The following is a 14,920-nucleotide window of genomic DNA, read 5'->3' as shown; positions in this document are numbered from 1 at the left end:
AAGTGACAGAATATCTTTATGTTGTCCGGGATGATGAAATTCTACATGGAAAACCCATCGTCCGAGGAACTCGTAAAATTATTGGAATTATCAGGAAGTTTAGAACTTGTATCTTTGGCGATCGACATTTTTTGATTGTGGAATTAAACTGGATTGTTGCGCGCTCACCATTGTAATCATTCGGCTCCCTCGTCGCTCAGCCAGCAAACAAGCCCCCATGCGGTAAAATAGCGAATTGACTTGCTATTCCTCAAACCATGCCCGCAGCTACTCCCCTCGCCTTTCCCCTAACCGCCGTCGTCGGACAAGAAGCCATCAAACTCGCACTGCTCTTGGCGGCGACAGATCCGGAATTAGGAGGCGTTGCGATTTATGGGCGCAGAGGAACGGCGAAATCCGTTCTCGCTCGCGGCGTTCACGCTCTCATCCCCCCCATCGAACGGGTGGAAGGTTCTCCCTACAACTACTCCCCCGAAGAATATCTCGCCGCCGGTTTCGCTGAAAACTTAGAAGCAATTCCCACTGAAATTATCCCCGCCCCCTTCGTGCAAGTTCCCCTCGGCGTTACCGAAGACCGCCTTCTGGGTTCGATTGATGTGGAAGAATCGATTAAACGGGGCGAACCCGTCTTTCAACCCGGACTGCTCGCCCAAGCGCATCGCGGCGTGCTATATATCGATGAATTGAACCTCCTCGACGACGAAATCGCCAACCAACTCCTCAGCGTACTCACCGAAGGACGCAACATTGTCGAACGGGAAGGGTTGAGCGTCGAGCATCCTTGCAAACCGATCTTTATTGCAACTTATAATCCTGAAGAAGGGCCATTGCGCGAACATTTGCTCGATCGCATCGCCATTGCCCTTTCTGCCGACGGCGTGTTATCCCTAGATCAGCGCGTGTCTGTCGTTGACCAAGCGATTGAATACGCGCGATCGCCCCAAACCTTCATCGAACAGTACGGCGAAGATCTCGACAATCTCAAAACCGATATTATCCTGGCGCGGGAGTATTTAAAAGAAGTCGAACTGACGCAGGATCAAATGCTGTATTTAGTGCAGGAAGCGGTGCGCGGTGCGGTGCAGGGACATCGCGCTGAATTGTTTGCCGCGCGGGTGGCGAAAGTTGCAGCAGCTTTGGAAGGGCGCGATCGCGTTTCCCCCGATGACCTGCGCCGTGCGGTAGAATTAGTTATCGTGCCGCGTTCTACCCTCATCCCGCCGCCAGAAGACGAAGAAGCGCCGCCCCCGCCGCCTCCACCGCCCCAAGAACAGCAATCGGAACAAGAACCCGACGAACCGGAGGAAGAGGATAAAGAGGACGAAGAACAGGAACAGCAGGAACCGCCCGCAATTCCCGAAGAGTTCGTGTTCGACGCAGAAGGGGTGATTTTAGACCCTAGCGTGCTGTATTTCGCGCAAATGGCGCAACGACAGGGCAAAACGGGCGCGCGCAGCATGATTTTCTCCGACGATCGCGGCCGCTATATTAAACCCATGCTGCCTAAAGGTAAAGTGCGTCGCGTCGCTGTCGATGCAACTTTGCGCGCCGCTGCACCCTACCAAAAAGCACGGCGGGCGCGCCATCCGGGGCGTAAGGTGGTGGTAGAACAGGGCGACTTGCGGGCGAAACGCTTAGCGCGCAAAGCGGGGGCGTTAATCGTGTTTGTGGTGGATGCGTCGGGTTCGATGGCGTTGAACCGGATGCAATCGGCGAAGGGTGCGGTGATGCGCTTGCTGACGGAGGCGTATGAAAATCGAGATCAGGTGGCGTTGATACCGTTTCGGGGCGAACGAGCGGATGTTTTGCTGCCACCGACGCGATCGATTACGCTGGCGAAGGGACGCTTGGAGAAGTTACCCTGCGGCGGCGGTTCGCCCTTAGCGCACGGATTGACGCAAGCGGTTCATGTCGGGATGAATGCAAAGATGTCCGGGGATATCGGGCAGGTGGTTATCGTTGCGATTACCGACGGACGGGGTAATATACCCTTGGCGCGATCGCTCGGCGAACCGATTCCGGAAGGGGAAAAGCCGGATATTAAGGCGGAATTGCTGGAAATTGCCGGACGGATTCGGGTAACGGGCTGTCAGTTATTGGTGATTGACACGGAGAATAAGTTCGTTTCGACGGGGTTTGCTAAGGAGTTGGCGCAGAAGGCAGGCGGGAAGTATTATCATTTGCCGAAGGCGACGGACAGGGCTATTGCTGCGATGACGAAGGACGCGATTTCGGGGATGAGGTAGGGGTAAAAGGGGGGTGCGATCGCTAACGGCTAAGTTGAGCGGCATCAAATGACTTCGGCATCACCACAGTCTCTCTCAACCGTCCGCTCCAGCGCTTTATGATGCCGCGTTGCCGCAAGTCGCTCTGGAGTTTATACCCAATCTGACCTGGCAGAATCACTATAATTCAGACTAAACTTAGTTCATGAACTTAGTCTTTAAAATTATGGAAACTGTCAATATTCATCAGGCAGAGACAGACCTCTCTCGGCTGCTATCCCGTGTGGAGCTTGGAGAAGAAATTATCATTTCAAACCGAGGCATTCCAGTTGCTAAGCTTGTTCCGTTTCGGATATCTTTAGATCGTCGGTCTAGCTTAGGTCAGGATCGGGGAAAATTGGTTGTGCCAGACGATTTTAATGCTCCTCTGCCAGAAGATATTTTAATTGCATTTGAGGGTGGCGTAGAGTGAAGCTTTTATTAGATACTCAATGTTGGTTATGGTGGTTTTCTCAACCCGAAAAATTGAATGGGAACATCATCGAACAAATTGCAGATGAAACTAATGAACTATGGTTGTCAGTTGCCAGTATTTAGGAGATGGGAATTAAGGTTTCAATAGGTAAATTGCCATTACCAGAGCAGATAGATTGATTATGTTTCTACTCGTATGGCTCAACTAGGAGCTAGATCTTTGGAAATAACGACTGCTCATGCTTTGCGGGTAGCAGCACTGCCTTTACATCATCGCGATCCTTTTGACAGAATGTTGATTGCACAAGCTCAGATAGAAGACATGACACTTGTGAGTGCAGATGCAACATTTAACCAATATGAAGTCTCTTTACTCTGGGCAGCTAGTTCCTAGTTTTGAGCGAACTTCAAGATTGGTATAAGAAACCAACTCAAAGCAGTATTTCTAGAGTCACGAACCCAACGTATCGCCGCGTTCAAGAACATCAACAAACTTTATTGGACGCATGGTATGGGTATTTTGGCGATTCGAGCCTCGGAAAGAGTCAAGAACGTCAATTTCACAGAAGATACGATTAGCGTCGAATTGATGGACGGACGAACCATTACCTTTCCGCTCGTTTGGTATCCGAGACTGTTAAATGCTACGCCCGAACAGCGCAACCAATGGGAAATTTGCGGTGGGGGTTACGGTCTTCATGGGGAAGCAATTGATGAAGATATTAGCACCGAAGGAATGTTGCGCGGCGCACCTGCACCTAACAGAAACAGGTAAAGCGTGCGCTAGATAGGCGGGCGGGAAGTATTATCATTTACCGAAGGCGACGGACAGTGTGCTGCGATGACGAAGGATGCGATTTCGGGGATGAGGTAAAAGGTGCGCTCTGTTAAAACTGCTTTAGGGATGTATCTCTCGATAGCATCGACAGCTTAAACTTGATAGACTATTAGCAGTTAATATAGAGGTCTAGCTATTATGCACGGAAACGCATCAATTATTAGTATTTCCCCCGACATTATGGGCGGTACTCCAGTTTTTATAGAGACTAGAGTTCCCATCCAAACCCTAATCGATTATTTAAAAGCAGGAGATTCAATTAATGATTTTTTAGAGGGCTTTCCCACTGTAACGAAGGAACAAGTCATTATTTTATTAGAAGAAGCTAGCCAGCAGCTTATACTTTGGCGGCATAAATGAAACTTTTATTAGATGAATGTATTGACCGCAGGTTAGCAAGAGAGTTAGTTGGTCATGAAGTCAAAACTACTCCTCAGATGGGATGGGCAGGTATAAAGAATGGTAAGCTTCTTACTTTGGCAGCGGCAGAGTTCAATTTTTTTATTACGGTCGAATCGTAACTTGTCCTTCGAGCAGAATTTGATAAAATTCAAAATTGCAGTAATTGTCTTGCAAACCCCGTCTAACCCCAGTGTTAGGTGGCTGGCAATAGCCTACCACGCTACTGTTTGCAGATTTTCCACCTCTTGAAAATGGGCATCGCGTGTCACTAACGTCAAACCATACTGTAATGCTAACGCGGCAATCCACACATCATTTTCAGGCAATGGGCGACCTTTTAGCCTCAACCTATTCTTAACATCACCATATTGACGTGCTGTTTCTGCATCACACTCAATAATTGTGCTGTTTGTGACCAGTTCCTCAATTCGTTCTAAGTTCTCTTGCAACCGCCCTGACTTCCTAGCACCGTAATGTAATTCCCCTAGTGCAATACTAGGAATAAACACTTCATTCGCTCGAGCAAGATTGTGCATAACTGATGTGTCAATGGCAAACAGCGCAATGATGATATTGGTATCTAGTAAATACCTACCACTCATTCAGGTCAATCCTTTCGCAGTCTTGCTCAATCGCTTCTTGCATCATTTGCAGATCCTCACGTGGAATTGCCCCTGCGAATTGTAAGAGTTGTTGACCGGGAACGCCTTGAATTTGACCGCTAAACAAAGTACGTGCAAATTTGAGAACCTGCCGTTGCAATGGCTGCGGCATGGCTCTTAATTGCTCAATCACTTGGTCAATGATAGATGTGCTCATTGTGTCCTCCTTTATCCATTATTTTATAATTGCTGGCAAGGCTCTGCAAAATTTTGATAACAATGATAACAAACTGACAGAATTCTAAATGCCTCTTTTAGCTCAGAGATCGCGATCGCCGACACAAGTCTCGTTGGCGGAGGTGCGAAAACGATAGAGAATTTGAGGGGAAGGAGTACAGGTTGATAAAATTTCGCTATCCTAAAGGAGGAGATTGTAAACGAGGATTAGTCACCGATGCTAAATATTTCTCTCCCCGAACAGATTCAAGCCTTCATTGAAGAACAAACTTCGGTTGCAGGTCTCAATTCAGTCAGTGAATATATTTATCAATTAATTTTGCGAGAAAAAGAGCGAATTGCTCGACAAGAGCAGATTGAATCTTTGCTCCTTGAAGGTCTCGACAGTGGCGAACCTATTGAAGCGAATGACGAATGGTGGGAGCGGAAGCGAATTGAACTGCTCGAACAACTTTAAGGGCTGCTGATATGACCCAAAGAATTGTTCTGAGACCGCGTGCGAGTCAGGATTTGGACGAACATTTTTATTATCTCTCACAGCACAACCGTCAAGCTGCATTACTCTTTTTCGATTCAACTCGTTCAACCTTGGCACAGATTGTGAGAACTCCGGGTATTGGCAGCCTTTATCCTGTTAAAAACTTACGCTTGCAAGGACTGCGAAGATGGGCAGTAAAAGGGTTTAAGAATTATCTGATTTTTTACTTCGCTCGCGAGAAGGAGATTGAAGTGGCACGAATTTTGTATGCTCGTCAAGATATAAAGAGTATTTTTGGGAAAGAAGAGTAAAGGGGGCGATCGCGGCGATGACGAAGGACGCGATTTCTGGGATAAGGTGAGGGAGAATGGAGGGGATGTACGCCGCTATAAAGAACTTATTTAAGGCAGTGCATTCATAATACGCTCGATATAGTTATTCGTCTCCTCAGCCGCTTGACCAGATAAGCCATGATTTAATTTGATATAACTTAAAATAAACTTAACTGCGTCAATATATTCATCAAAATAAATATTAAACGATGAACAATACTGCTTAACTTCATTCACATTCATAAACAAAGAATCAGCGGGGTCGGTGTTTCCACAAACAAGGCAATAAGATAATATTGTTATGTAGGATTTAATATCTAAAATAAAATTTTCGGTTCTAAACAAACTAGCTATATCTGGAAATCTTTGACTGAGGGCTTGAGTTAATTTCTGAGCTAGTATTTCCTGTTTTTCAGTTAGTAATTGTGCAGCTTCCAAACTCGCCTTTGCCTTCTGAACATATGAAGATACTCTTTGAATGTCATTATTCTTTAGCAAATCTTGAACGATACGACGAGATATGCGGAAGTTCGTTTGTTGCAGTCGATCGAGAGCGACTGAAAGCTCGATAAAACCCTGACGTGCAGCATCATCCAAAATTCCAATAGTACCAATAACGGCAATTTTTCGCTCGCGCGCTATCCGTCTTCCTAATCGTTCGTCAATAATTAGTAAGTCTGCGGGTAAGGTTTGGGCAAGCGTGATAGCAGCTTGTTCTCCTGGATCGAGGAGACTCAGAGTTGCATCAACTCCCGATACAGGCTGAACGATGAGCCAAGGAGGAGGATTAGTAATCCATTGCTGAAGTACAGGTGGGGCCAAAGGAGCCAGCATTTCATCTCGAACCACATCGGGAATGATGATTTGCTGAAACAATTGAGGTAATAGGTCAATCCGGTCAATTAACAACAGGTAGTTGATAGGTGAAGTATCAGAAACGACAATCATCAGGTATTACTGGGATGCTTTACGCGGAGTTGGCGGAGAGTTTCGCGATCGCTCTCTAAATCAGCCTTATCGTAATGTAAATCAGCACCGTGTTGCTTCAAAAAAGCATCCACTCCCCAACGAGAGGGTAAACCGAGAATGTGTCCAACCTCAGCACTGGTAATTTTTTCGGTTTGGTAAGCTTGCACTACCAGAGCTTCTAGAACCTCACGATCGAGCCGATCTCGATTGAAATGTTGAATCAATTCATCAGGGAGATTGAGTGTGATTTGCATGGGCTATACTCCTTGTTCAGAGCTTTCACTAAGGCTGAAGAATTCCATCAAAACTGCATCCCGCCTTAAAGCGATCGTAGGGAGTTAGTTTCGTATCTACAGTTTACTCTAGCAGACAGCTTGGAATACAAGTCAGATTCTGAAATAGTGGTTATCGTGGCGCTTACCGACAGGCGGGAAGTATTATTATTTGCCCAAAGCGACGGATAGGGCGATCCGCAAAGCGGATCCTTTCGGGCGCGCAGCGATGACGAAGGACGCGATTTTGGGGATGAGGTGAGGGAGAATGGAGGGGGCGCACTCTCTAGATAAACTTCCGCTTGAGCAGCTATCTATCTTTGTACACTTTGTGCTCAATCTGCCATCTGCTACAGTTACATAAAAACTACTCACTTTTCGAGTTATTAACTGTCAAAATTTTATCTCTAAGGGACTCCATAACATCTGTTCGTTCTTGCTCCAATTCCATGAATTTATGATTAACACTACCCCATGTTTTATTGTTATTTGGAGAATCAGAACTTGAACAGCCAGTGAGCAAAGTAAGACAAAGTATGAAAATTGAAAGAATGCAAACAACAAAGTAATTCATTGACAAAAGATTTCAGTTGCGTTAATCAAGATCGATAATAAATTCAGCTTTACTTATATCAGAAACCAGATCGTCGACTTCAGTCCAACTATTTTGCAAATCACCAATAATGCTCTGGATATCGCTTAAAGAACGAAGGTTATCCATTGCTCCTTTAGCAGTTTTTCGTAGCCTAGCAACGTTTGCAGCTTCTCTGTAAACTCCAGCATTGACTTCTAAAACATGAAGTAATAAATCAACTTTCCTACTATTCAAGCTTAATTTTGCAAAAAGTTGCTCCTGTGCGCTATGGAATTTATCCCATATGATTGTTTGCGCTCTAAGAGAATTAATAATTGACTCATTACCTTTGAGGCTTACTTCTAGATTTTTTTCTTCAATGTCATCTACGGCACTAAGTAATTTTTCTTGAATTAGTTTATTTGAATTTTGGAATCCAGATATTTTCAACTCTAGCTCCTGCTTTGTTCTTAATGTTTCGCCGCTCAAGCCTTGCAAGTCACGAAAATACCCTTGTCTATACTCAATCAATTCTTCATCCCAGCTTGCAATTTTTTCATAGGTTGAAGCAATTTTGTCAAGTCCATCAGCAACGTCTCCAATTACATCATCGATACGAGATGAGTTTTTGACAATATCGCGAAGTTTGTGAAAATCATTTAAGGCATTGACAATCTCTCGATAAGCATCTGCTGCTTTGTGCTGAGATATGTCTTGTGCTGAATGAATAACTTGTTCTTTTATTTCAGTAAACTTCTCTTCTCCTACAAGTTTCTTATATCTGTCACCAGAGGCATTTGCTGGCTCAACATGACTTATGAACATCATAAATACAATGAGCCAAATGCAAATCTGCTTAAGCAAAAACTTTTTCATAGTTGTTCGTTCATCAGAATATTCAAAGTTTATTCAATATTGAATCCTTGCAAAACACTCTAAAACGGCTTACATATTAATAACCAAAGGCAGCATAGCTATTTATTAGAGGTCAATTTTATCCCTAATGTCCCAATTTAGGTAGAGAGGTAAGGTGGACAGTTTGCCCAACGATTCTAACTTATCTTACCTCCCCCCTACACAGATCGCCTAGTCAGAGATCGCTCATGTAAGTTTTTCTCTGCGAGGATAAATTTGGCAATTGTTGGGGATGAGGTGAGGGGGAAAAGGGAAGGGCGCGCTCTTTAACATTCCTGTTGAGTCGCCATAGTCAAACTTTCGCAATCTTGCTCAGATCGCGGTTTATGCAACTCTGGTGCATTGCAGAATTCTGCCGCGTTTACGGTTCGGCTTCGGGTCAGGAGATTGCGATTTGTGTGATGTCCTCGTATGTGGCGTAATATCCAAATTTGCCATACATACTGAACGACCAAAGAGCGATTTGTTGCGGATCGTCAGACATATCGCGCGGGATTGTATGCGGAAGAATAATGCCCATCGCGTGTGTGCCAAGCATGAAATAGACATCTTGCGGAGCGGTTTCGATACCATCGGCAGCGGTTTCAACCTTATTGATGCGAATATCTGTGTCCGTAATTTCGGCAAAGGCTCGATACCCCAATTGACCCGTCCAACTACGCACGAAGAGGAATGCAGAGTCGTAAATGTATATGTCCCATTTGATATCCATTGAATTGGCTTTGTAAATGATACCTTCGAGGGGATCGCCGTTGTGCGGAAAGCACAGATTACATTCCACCGTTGTTGAGTTCTCGATTTGGGCATCAATATATTCGCTGCCGTCGGATTGTCGCTGGGTATTGAATGATTCGGCAAGCTTGATGTCGTTTGTTGCTGCGACGACTTGACCAGTGAAACCACGCACATCCAAAATGCGGATTGGAAAGGGGTTTTCCTCGCCGGGATCGTACCACTTAAACTTAATGTTTTTCATCTGCAATATTCTTCTTACAAGAGCGTCAGAGTATCCGGCTTAGTCTCTTCGATAGGCTTAAGAGTTAATTTTGCGTTGTTTAGTGAGTTGGCTGGCGATGGGATAGAGTGTCTGTCCCAGGTATGTTCGAGGCATTGGCTGGGTCGTACCATATTTCACCGGCCAGTGTTTGCCAGGTAGGTGCATGGTTTTGAACGCCCAGTCGAACAGGATAGTGTGGGCGGAGTAGTTGGTATCAATGGCGGGGCGTTCGGAACTGTGGTGCCAGTGGTGGAATTGAGGGGTGACGATGATGTATTTGAGGAAGCCGAAGGGCAGGTCGAGATTGCAGTGAATAAAGACAGCTTGGAGAGCGGCAACGGTAATGTAAAGGCCCAATGCTTGTTCGCCGATGCCGAGCAAATAGAGCGGCAGCATGACGGTGGCGCGTTCTGAAAAGACTTGGATAAAATGGCCGCGCGATCCGGCAAGCCAATCTAGGTCTTCGACGGAGTGGTGAACCGCATGAATGGGCCAGAGGAGTTTAACTTCGTGGTACAAACGGTGTTCCCAGTAGAGAACGAAGTCAGCGCAGAGAATGGCGAGGAGAAATTGGAAAAAGACTGGGGTTGATTGGATTGAGGCTTGGAGGTTAGGGCTGACTGCCCAGTGGAAGCGGCTGGCGCTATGGTTCGCGTAGATGACGATCGCGGAAATTGCCAGATGATTGAAGCAGAAGTAGGCAAGGTCTAGGCCCCATCCTTTGCGAAGGATGACTTGGTTTTTGTATTTGGGGAATAGTTTTTCTAGGCTCATAAAGATGAAAACGGAACCCAGAAATGCGAGGATGAGCCAGTCGAGTCCAAGGGATAGACGGTGAGCTTCTGTACTTGTTAAGGGAACATTGTAGCCGCCGATCGCAAAGGCGATCGCAGTTAAGAACAAGCCAATCGTACCGAGCGAACGATATTTCTTGAGGACAAATGTCAGAACCCCAAAAAACAAGGAGAAATACATACCGTATTTCAGGAGACCTTGAAGAAAGGCCGCATCGTAAACTTGGCGCAGTTCAGCGGTGGTGAGATAAGCGGGGTAGAGGTAAGCCAAGACGGAAAGCAGGCTCAAGGCACCGAGGAAAACGGAACAGTAACCGCTGATTTTACCTTCGCCGAGACGGAATTGCCGCTCCCGATCCAGTTCAACTTGGCGAGTCTGGTATTCATAATCCTGGGGCATAATGAATTAATTCCACTAAATAGCAAGTTTCAATGAATTGTGAAAAAGCATCGTACTTTATTCAAGGCGGGAAGATTAAATAATTTAAACCCTACAAAAGCTCGAATAAACGTTAAACTATTCCGCAAGTTTTTCCGAGCTAGTCACTATTCTGTTCTGCACCCAGATCGACCCGCTATAGATTGACTAAAACTGCATAAAGACGTGCCGTAACCTGACTTTTTTAACTCAATATCTGTATCTAAGTTAAAGGGGAGAATTGTTAACCCACTCTATGTTAACCTCTCCCACCCCGACCGTCCAATCAGTATTAGCCGACCGATAATTTTCTCTGATGACGAAAAACTCGATTTCGGGGATGCGGTGAGGGGAAAAGGAGAGGGCGCGATGCGATCGCTAACGTCCTCAATCACCTGATGAAAGGAAGTGTAAGACAGACTTCGCCGTAACCGCGTGCCGAATACCTTCCTGCTCGAAACTATCCGTAAGAGTAATATCATGTGGAAAGATGCGCGACTCGCTAGCCACTTCCTAACCATCTATCAACAACTTAAGGGTCTTATTCCAGCAGAAACCATGAATCGTATTTCTATTGTCGGGACGACGGGATCGGGGAAAACGACTTTAGCGCGCGCGATCGCCGATCGCCTGCAAATTCCGCACGTTGAATTAGATGCTTTGCAATGGGAACCGAATTGGGTTGCAGCGTCCGATGAAGTTTTTCGCGATCGCATCGCCCATTCCCTGCAAGGAAATCGCTGGGTTGTCGATGGCAACTATAGCCGAGTTCAAGACCTCGTTTGGGGCAAAGCCGATACGGTTATCTGGTTAGATTATCCTTTGCCGACGATTATGCGGCAATTGTTTAAGCGAACCGTATATCGCAGTTTAACGAATCAAGAACTCTGGAATGGCAATCGAGAAACATGGCGAATGTCTTTTTTCAGTCGAGATTCAATTTTGTTATGGGCATTGCGAACTTATCGGAAAAGGCGCAGAACTTATCCCTTACTGTTCCAAAAATCAGAGTACAAACACCTGCAAATTATTCATTTGCGATCGCCCGCCCAAACGCAAAATTGGTTGCAAAGACTTTCTAGCTAAAGCAAATTCGCCGACTCGTATAATCGCCGCAAAATTGCCATAATTTTATCGCCATATTGTAAATCCGCCGACCAGCGCCCAGAAAGCTGCCCGACTAAGGGCGCAATTCCGCGCGTCACAAATCGGAAGCGGGGATCCACCACTTCCTGCACGAGGGGTTCTAAACTTGCGTAGGCTTTGAGGTGCTGAATCTGCGCTCTCACGCCGATTCTGGCGCTAGGGAAACTCGCGCTTTCCGTACCGCCACCGACTGCACCGAGGTTGCCAAAGTTATTTTGCTCGGCTTTGAGGGTGCTACCGAAGCGTAAATAAGCAGTTTCTAAACACATTTGACAGAAGGCAATATCGTAGTTAACGCCTTCGGCGGTCGCTTCTTCGCGATAGAGTTTGGCAATTTCGGGGAAGGTTGCGAAGGCGTTTTCGTTATTATTTTTGAGAAACATCTGAAGCTGAACTTCCGAGGTTTGCCCGGGACTGATGATGCGATCGATAACGCCGGGAATCACGGAACCAATGGAGCGCAAAACGACCGATCGCGTGGCATTATCCCACCCCACCGAAACGTTATAATCGCGCAAATCAACTGCTTTGACGTAAACGATGCCGCGATATTGCAGGAGACGAATATTGAGGTTTTTTGTTAAATCGATACCCAAGCGATCGACAAGATCGATAGGAATGTAAGCATTCCCATTAACCAGAATTCCTTGCTCGCTGTAATTCTGATTGTTGAGGCGGATATTAATCGCGGGATAAGCGGTTTCAAGCTGCCCCAAACCGGCAATTTCTCGCGCCCAAGCCACTAAACCGTCCGCGATCCCCGCTGCCATATCTTTGCGCCGATTTGTTAGCAGAAAACGATCGTCGGGGTTGGTGATAAAACCCACTTCGAGGAGGAGAGAAGGAACGGCAACTTCGCGACAAAAACTGAGGCGACCGACTCCGGTTGCGGTGTCGGGTTTTGCGCCGCGACTGGGAAGTTGCGGGAGACGGCGCAGAAGATTGAGCAAGAGCGTTTCAGCGTGGCGTTTTCGCTGGTCGTTTCCGGCGATATGAAAGGCGGTTGCACCGCGAGTGTTGGGGTCGGAGTAAGCGTCGGAGTGAATTTCGATCGCGATATCTCCGGCGCGATCGCGGGCGTTAATCCAGTCGAGGGTTTGTTGGATGCTGAGGGTGTCGGGAACGGAGAAGACTTCGTAACCGCGCGATCGCAACTCCGGTACGATTTGGTCGCGCAGCAGAATCATTTGTTGAGCTTCTGTCGTCCCGCCAGCAATAGCACCCGGATCGCGTCTGCCGCCTTCGTAGCCCCCGTGACCGGCTGAAATAAAAATTCTACCCATGCTACTCTTTCCCTTAATCAACCGAGTTCGCGCTCTCAATAACTTATCAGCACTCGAGACGTTTTTCGCAACTTTTAGGATAATTTACGGGCTTGCAGGAGGCGCGATCGCTCTTCGCTCTATTTTTCTACCTGCGACCGAGGGCGTACTTCCCCGGCAATCGCTAAAGATTCTCTAGCGCTAAAATAAAGGCACGACCGATGCGCTGCGACCCAATTGAAGATGACCGTAACTCAAGAACTAACACCTATCCAAGAGATTCAAGAAGATGTTATCTTTCCGAAAGGCGACATCGAGAGTGACGAACCTCCCTTGGAAAGCGATCTTCATCTCCAACAAATTATTTTATTGATTAAATGCTTAGAATGGCTGTGGCAAGACCGGAATGATTTTTACGTTGCCGGAAATCTCAGCATTTACTATAGTCCTAATCAGCGCAAGTCTGAAGATGTTCGAGGGCCGGATTTTTTTGTCGTACTGGGAACCGAACGGAAACCTCGAAAAAGTTGGGTAGTTTGGCAAGAAGACGGTCAGTATCCGAATGTTATTATTGAAATTCTTTCAGCTAAGACGGCTAAAGTCGATCGCGGTCTCAAAAAAACCTTATATCAAAACATTTTTCGCACGCCCGATTATTTGTGGTTCGATCCCTATACGCTAGAGTTGGCTGGGTTTCATTTGCTCGATGGCGAATATCAACCTCTAACTGCTAATCCAAGCGGTCATTTGTGGAGCAAGCAACTCGGTTTAAACTTAGGGATTCTTGACGGGAAGTTGCGCTTTTTTACGGCGGAAGGCGAGATCGTACCGACGGTTGAAGAAGTTGCTTTGCGAGAACGGGAACGTTCCGAGCAAATTTTACAGGAAGCTCGGCAAGCAACTCAGAGAGCAGAAGAGGCAGTAAAGCGTGCCGATCGCTTAGCCGCAAAGTTGCGAGAATTAAATATCGATCCCGATTCCCTCGATTGAAGTATTTCTAATTCCCAGGAGGGTTAATGGGTTTCCCAAAAATGACCGATTTAACCGGACGCTTTACGGCATTTCCCGCTTCGTCGAGTTTGCCGTAAAACGTTTGACCCCGATAGTATAAGGCTGTAGAACTACCGCCGTCTAAGTTTAACGCCGAAACTACCCCCAAACTGCGCAAAAATTCGGACAATTCAGGCAGGGAAAGCCCAGAATCGGTTCGATCGGGTTTTTGGGACGCGATCGCGAACAGCAAACTCCCATCCGCCTTAATCGCAATCGCGCTGCGGGCATTGCGCTGGTTAACCCCAATCGGATCGCGGTTGGGGGTAATAAATGCTTCTGCTTCTGCTGTCAATTCTGGCAAAAGTTGCGGTCCCGCGCCGATCGCGTCCAGCAATAGGCAACCCTCGGGCGGCAGTTCCCGATGGGGCGCGATCGCATAACGAACCGTATCGCCGCACCGATAGCGCCGCCACTCCGTCCGATTGAAAATTTGGGGCAAATATTGCTGCAATTGAGGATTTCCCGTCAAGCGATCGTTTTCCTCCGGATTAGCCGCCATTTGGCCGTCCCGAAAGACATAAGAAGTCGATTTCTGATTGTTGGGATCGAAAAATCCGGCATTAATCGCGACTACTGCCCCAGCTTGGGTTGCAAAGTCCTCAACGCGATCGACTCCCGGCGCAATTCCCGCCCGCACTTCCCAACGCCCCGAAGCGGGAACGCTGACAACGCGCACTAGACTGTGAGGTAAATCGTAGGATTGAAACTCAATTTTGGGTTCGGCAGCAGGCATGGGGGAAGGGGGTAGGGAAGGGGTCATGAATTTGAGCCAGAAGGCGAGAAACAGACCCAGCAAGCCTATTCCCAGCACAAAAACCTTTTTTCGTCGTTGTGCCACGCCTTTAGCCTTAATTGCAAAAATTTCATCATTAGCCCGCTTTGGGTTCGGAGGGGACGAGTTTCTTTCAATCCACTTGAATGAAGAAAAGAGC

19 protein-coding genes are annotated in these 14,920 nt (G+C 46.8%); 10 read left to right on the top strand and 9 right to left on the bottom strand.

The window, feature by feature from the left end:
* The first annotated feature begins 257 nt into the window (after positions 1-257).
* The 6 genes from bchD (at position 258) to H6G50_RS24235 (ending at position 4,058) form a co-directional block, all read left to right on the top strand.
* A complete protein-coding gene (bchD, locus tag H6G50_RS17585) occupies positions 258-2,246 on the top strand; it encodes a magnesium chelatase ATPase subunit D (protein ID WP_190719044.1) in 1,989 nt (662 codons plus the stop codon).
* Positions 2,247-2,430: 184 nt separating this feature from the next.
* Complete coding sequence (locus tag H6G50_RS17580) at positions 2,431-2,697, top strand: type II toxin-antitoxin system Phd/YefM family antitoxin (protein ID WP_347239956.1); 267 nt, start codon at positions 2,431-2,433, stop codon at positions 2,695-2,697.
* 222 nt (positions 2,698-2,919) lie between these two features.
* Positions 2,920-3,093: a type II toxin-antitoxin system VapC family toxin gene (locus H6G50_RS24240; protein WP_242032872.1), complete on the top strand. Its 174-nt coding sequence runs from the start codon at positions 2,920-2,922 to the stop codon at positions 3,091-3,093.
* Positions 3,094-3,210: 117 nt separating this feature from the next.
* Positions 3,211-3,474, top strand: a complete 264-nt coding sequence (locus H6G50_RS17570; protein ID WP_190719042.1) for a DUF2442 domain-containing protein — start codon at positions 3,211-3,213, stop codon at positions 3,472-3,474.
* A gap of 201 nt (positions 3,475-3,675) precedes the next feature.
* Positions 3,676-3,897, top strand: a complete 222-nt coding sequence (locus H6G50_RS17565; RefSeq protein WP_190719039.1) for a DUF433 domain-containing protein — start codon at positions 3,676-3,678, stop codon at positions 3,895-3,897.
* Entirely contained in the window at positions 3,894-4,058 is a 165-nt protein-coding gene (locus tag H6G50_RS24235) for a DUF5615 family PIN-like protein (protein ID WP_242032871.1), read from the top strand. The genes H6G50_RS17565 and H6G50_RS24235 overlap by 4 nt, the downstream gene beginning before the upstream one ends.
* A gap of 93 nt (positions 4,059-4,151) precedes the next feature.
* On the opposite strand, the gene H6G50_RS17555 is transcribed toward H6G50_RS24235, so the two are convergent.
* Positions 4,152-4,541 carry a type II toxin-antitoxin system VapC family toxin gene (locus tag H6G50_RS17555; protein ID WP_190719036.1) on the bottom strand — a complete coding sequence of 130 codons (390 nt, stop codon included), beginning with the start codon at positions 4,539-4,541 and terminating at the stop codon, positions 4,152-4,154.
* Positions 4,531-4,758 carry a hypothetical protein gene (locus tag H6G50_RS17550; protein WP_190719033.1) on the bottom strand — a complete coding sequence of 76 codons (228 nt, stop codon included), beginning with the start codon at positions 4,756-4,758 and terminating at the stop codon, positions 4,531-4,533. Before H6G50_RS17550 ends, H6G50_RS17555 begins: the two co-directional genes overlap by 11 nt.
* Positions 4,759-4,995: 237 nt before the next feature.
* Here H6G50_RS17550 and H6G50_RS17545 point away from each other — a divergent pair, with 237 nt between their 5' ends.
* Positions 4,996-5,235 (top strand): type II toxin-antitoxin system ParD family antitoxin, encoded by a 240-nt coding sequence (locus H6G50_RS17545; protein WP_190719030.1) that lies wholly within the window; start codon positions 4,996-4,998, stop codon positions 5,233-5,235.
* 11 nt (positions 5,236-5,246) lie between these two features.
* On the top strand, positions 5,247-5,567 hold the full coding sequence (locus H6G50_RS17540; RefSeq protein ID WP_190719027.1) for a type II toxin-antitoxin system RelE/ParE family toxin: 321 nt from the start codon (positions 5,247-5,249) through the stop codon (positions 5,565-5,567).
* Positions 5,568-5,657: 90 nt separating this feature from the next.
* Here H6G50_RS17540 and H6G50_RS17535 read toward each other — a convergent pair whose 3' ends face one another.
* From H6G50_RS17535 to H6G50_RS17515, 5 genes are all read right to left on the bottom strand, one after another.
* On the bottom strand, positions 5,658-6,536 hold the full coding sequence (locus H6G50_RS17535; protein WP_190719023.1) for a DUF3368 domain-containing protein: 879 nt from the start codon (positions 6,534-6,536) through the stop codon (positions 5,658-5,660).
* Entirely contained in the window at positions 6,536-6,811 is a 276-nt protein-coding gene (locus tag H6G50_RS17530) for a UPF0175 family protein (protein WP_190719020.1), read from the bottom strand. Before H6G50_RS17530 ends, H6G50_RS17535 begins: the two co-directional genes overlap by 1 nt.
* Before the next feature lie 613 nt (positions 6,812-7,424).
* Entirely contained in the window at positions 7,425-8,279 is an 855-nt protein-coding gene (locus tag H6G50_RS17525; protein ID WP_190719017.1) for a hypothetical protein, read from the bottom strand.
* 418 nt (positions 8,280-8,697) lie between these two features.
* Positions 8,698-9,294: a hypothetical protein gene (locus H6G50_RS17520; protein WP_190719014.1), complete on the bottom strand. Its 597-nt coding sequence runs from the start codon at positions 9,292-9,294 to the stop codon at positions 8,698-8,700.
* A 57-nt stretch (positions 9,295-9,351) separates the two neighbouring features.
* Entirely contained in the window at positions 9,352-10,509 is a 1,158-nt protein-coding gene (locus H6G50_RS17515) for a sterol desaturase family protein (protein ID WP_190719011.1), read from the bottom strand.
* 453 nt (positions 10,510-10,962) lie between these two features.
* Here H6G50_RS17515 and H6G50_RS17510 point away from each other — a divergent pair, with 453 nt between their 5' ends.
* Complete coding sequence (locus H6G50_RS17510; protein ID WP_347239955.1) at positions 10,963-11,613, top strand: AAA family ATPase; 651 nt, start codon at positions 10,963-10,965, stop codon at positions 11,611-11,613.
* Here H6G50_RS17510 and H6G50_RS17505 read toward each other — a convergent pair.
* The gene (locus H6G50_RS17505) at positions 11,610-12,956 is read right to left on the bottom strand and encodes an N-acetylmuramoyl-L-alanine amidase (protein WP_190719009.1); all 1,347 of its coding nucleotides are present in this window, start codon (positions 12,954-12,956) and stop codon (positions 11,610-11,612) included. The two genes, H6G50_RS17510 and H6G50_RS17505, sit on opposite strands and share 4 nt — an antisense overlap.
* Before the next feature lie 222 nt (positions 12,957-13,178).
* On the opposite strand from H6G50_RS17505, the gene H6G50_RS17500 reads away from it, so the two are divergent.
* On the top strand, positions 13,179-13,925 hold the full coding sequence (locus tag H6G50_RS17500) for a Uma2 family endonuclease (protein WP_190719006.1): 747 nt from the start codon (positions 13,179-13,181) through the stop codon (positions 13,923-13,925).
* A 7-nt stretch (positions 13,926-13,932) separates the two neighbouring features.
* Here H6G50_RS17500 and H6G50_RS17495 read toward each other — a convergent pair whose 3' ends face one another.
* Complete coding sequence (locus H6G50_RS17495) at positions 13,933-14,826, bottom strand: phosphodiester glycosidase family protein (RefSeq protein WP_190719004.1); 894 nt, start codon at positions 14,824-14,826, stop codon at positions 13,933-13,935.
* Between the last annotated feature and the right edge of the window lie 94 nt (positions 14,827-14,920).

The sequence above is a fragment of the Oscillatoria sp. FACHB-1406 genome (assembly GCF_014698145.1).
Lineage (GTDB): Bacteria > Cyanobacteriota > Cyanobacteriia > Cyanobacteriales > Spirulinaceae > FACHB-1406.
This window is presented reverse-complemented; position numbering and strand designations above follow the sequence as displayed.

Coding starts and splice junctions, on each gene's coding strand:
- bchD (WP_190719044.1), top strand. CDS start 258: ATGCCCGCAGCTACTCCCCTCGCCTTTCCCCTAACCGCCGTCGTCGGA.
- H6G50_RS17580 (WP_347239956.1), top strand. CDS start 2,431: ATGAACTTAGTCTTTAAAATTATGGAAACTGTCAATATTCATCAGGCA.
- H6G50_RS17570 (WP_190719042.1), top strand. CDS start 3,211: ATGGGTATTTTGGCGATTCGAGCCTCGGAAAGAGTCAAGAACGTCAAT.
- H6G50_RS17565 (WP_190719039.1), top strand. CDS start 3,676: ATGCACGGAAACGCATCAATTATTAGTATTTCCCCCGACATTATGGGC.
- H6G50_RS24235 (WP_242032871.1), top strand. CDS start 3,894: ATGAAACTTTTATTAGATGAATGTATTGACCGCAGGTTAGCAAGAGAG.
- H6G50_RS17555 (WP_190719036.1), bottom strand. CDS start 4,541: ATGAGTGGTAGGTATTTACTAGATACCAATATCATCATTGCGCTGTTT.
- H6G50_RS17550 (WP_190719033.1), bottom strand. CDS start 4,758: ATGAGCACATCTATCATTGACCAAGTGATTGAGCAATTAAGAGCCATG.
- H6G50_RS17545 (WP_190719030.1), top strand. CDS start 4,996: ATGCTAAATATTTCTCTCCCCGAACAGATTCAAGCCTTCATTGAAGAA.
- H6G50_RS17540 (WP_190719027.1), top strand. CDS start 5,247: ATGACCCAAAGAATTGTTCTGAGACCGCGTGCGAGTCAGGATTTGGAC.
- H6G50_RS17535 (WP_190719023.1), bottom strand. CDS start 6,536: ATGATTGTCGTTTCTGATACTTCACCTATCAACTACCTGTTGTTAATT.
- H6G50_RS17530 (WP_190719020.1), bottom strand. CDS start 6,811: ATGCAAATCACACTCAATCTCCCTGATGAATTGATTCAACATTTCAAT.
- H6G50_RS17525 (WP_190719017.1), bottom strand. CDS start 8,279: ATGAAAAAGTTTTTGCTTAAGCAGATTTGCATTTGGCTCATTGTATTT.
- H6G50_RS17520 (WP_190719014.1), bottom strand. CDS start 9,294: ATGAAAAACATTAAGTTTAAGTGGTACGATCCCGGCGAGGAAAACCCC.
- H6G50_RS17515 (WP_190719011.1), bottom strand. CDS start 10,509: ATGCCCCAGGATTATGAATACCAGACTCGCCAAGTTGAACTGGATCGG.
- H6G50_RS17505 (WP_190719009.1), bottom strand. CDS start 12,956: ATGGGTAGAATTTTTATTTCAGCCGGTCACGGGGGCTACGAAGGCGGC.
- H6G50_RS17500 (WP_190719006.1), top strand. CDS start 13,179: ATGACCGTAACTCAAGAACTAACACCTATCCAAGAGATTCAAGAAGAT.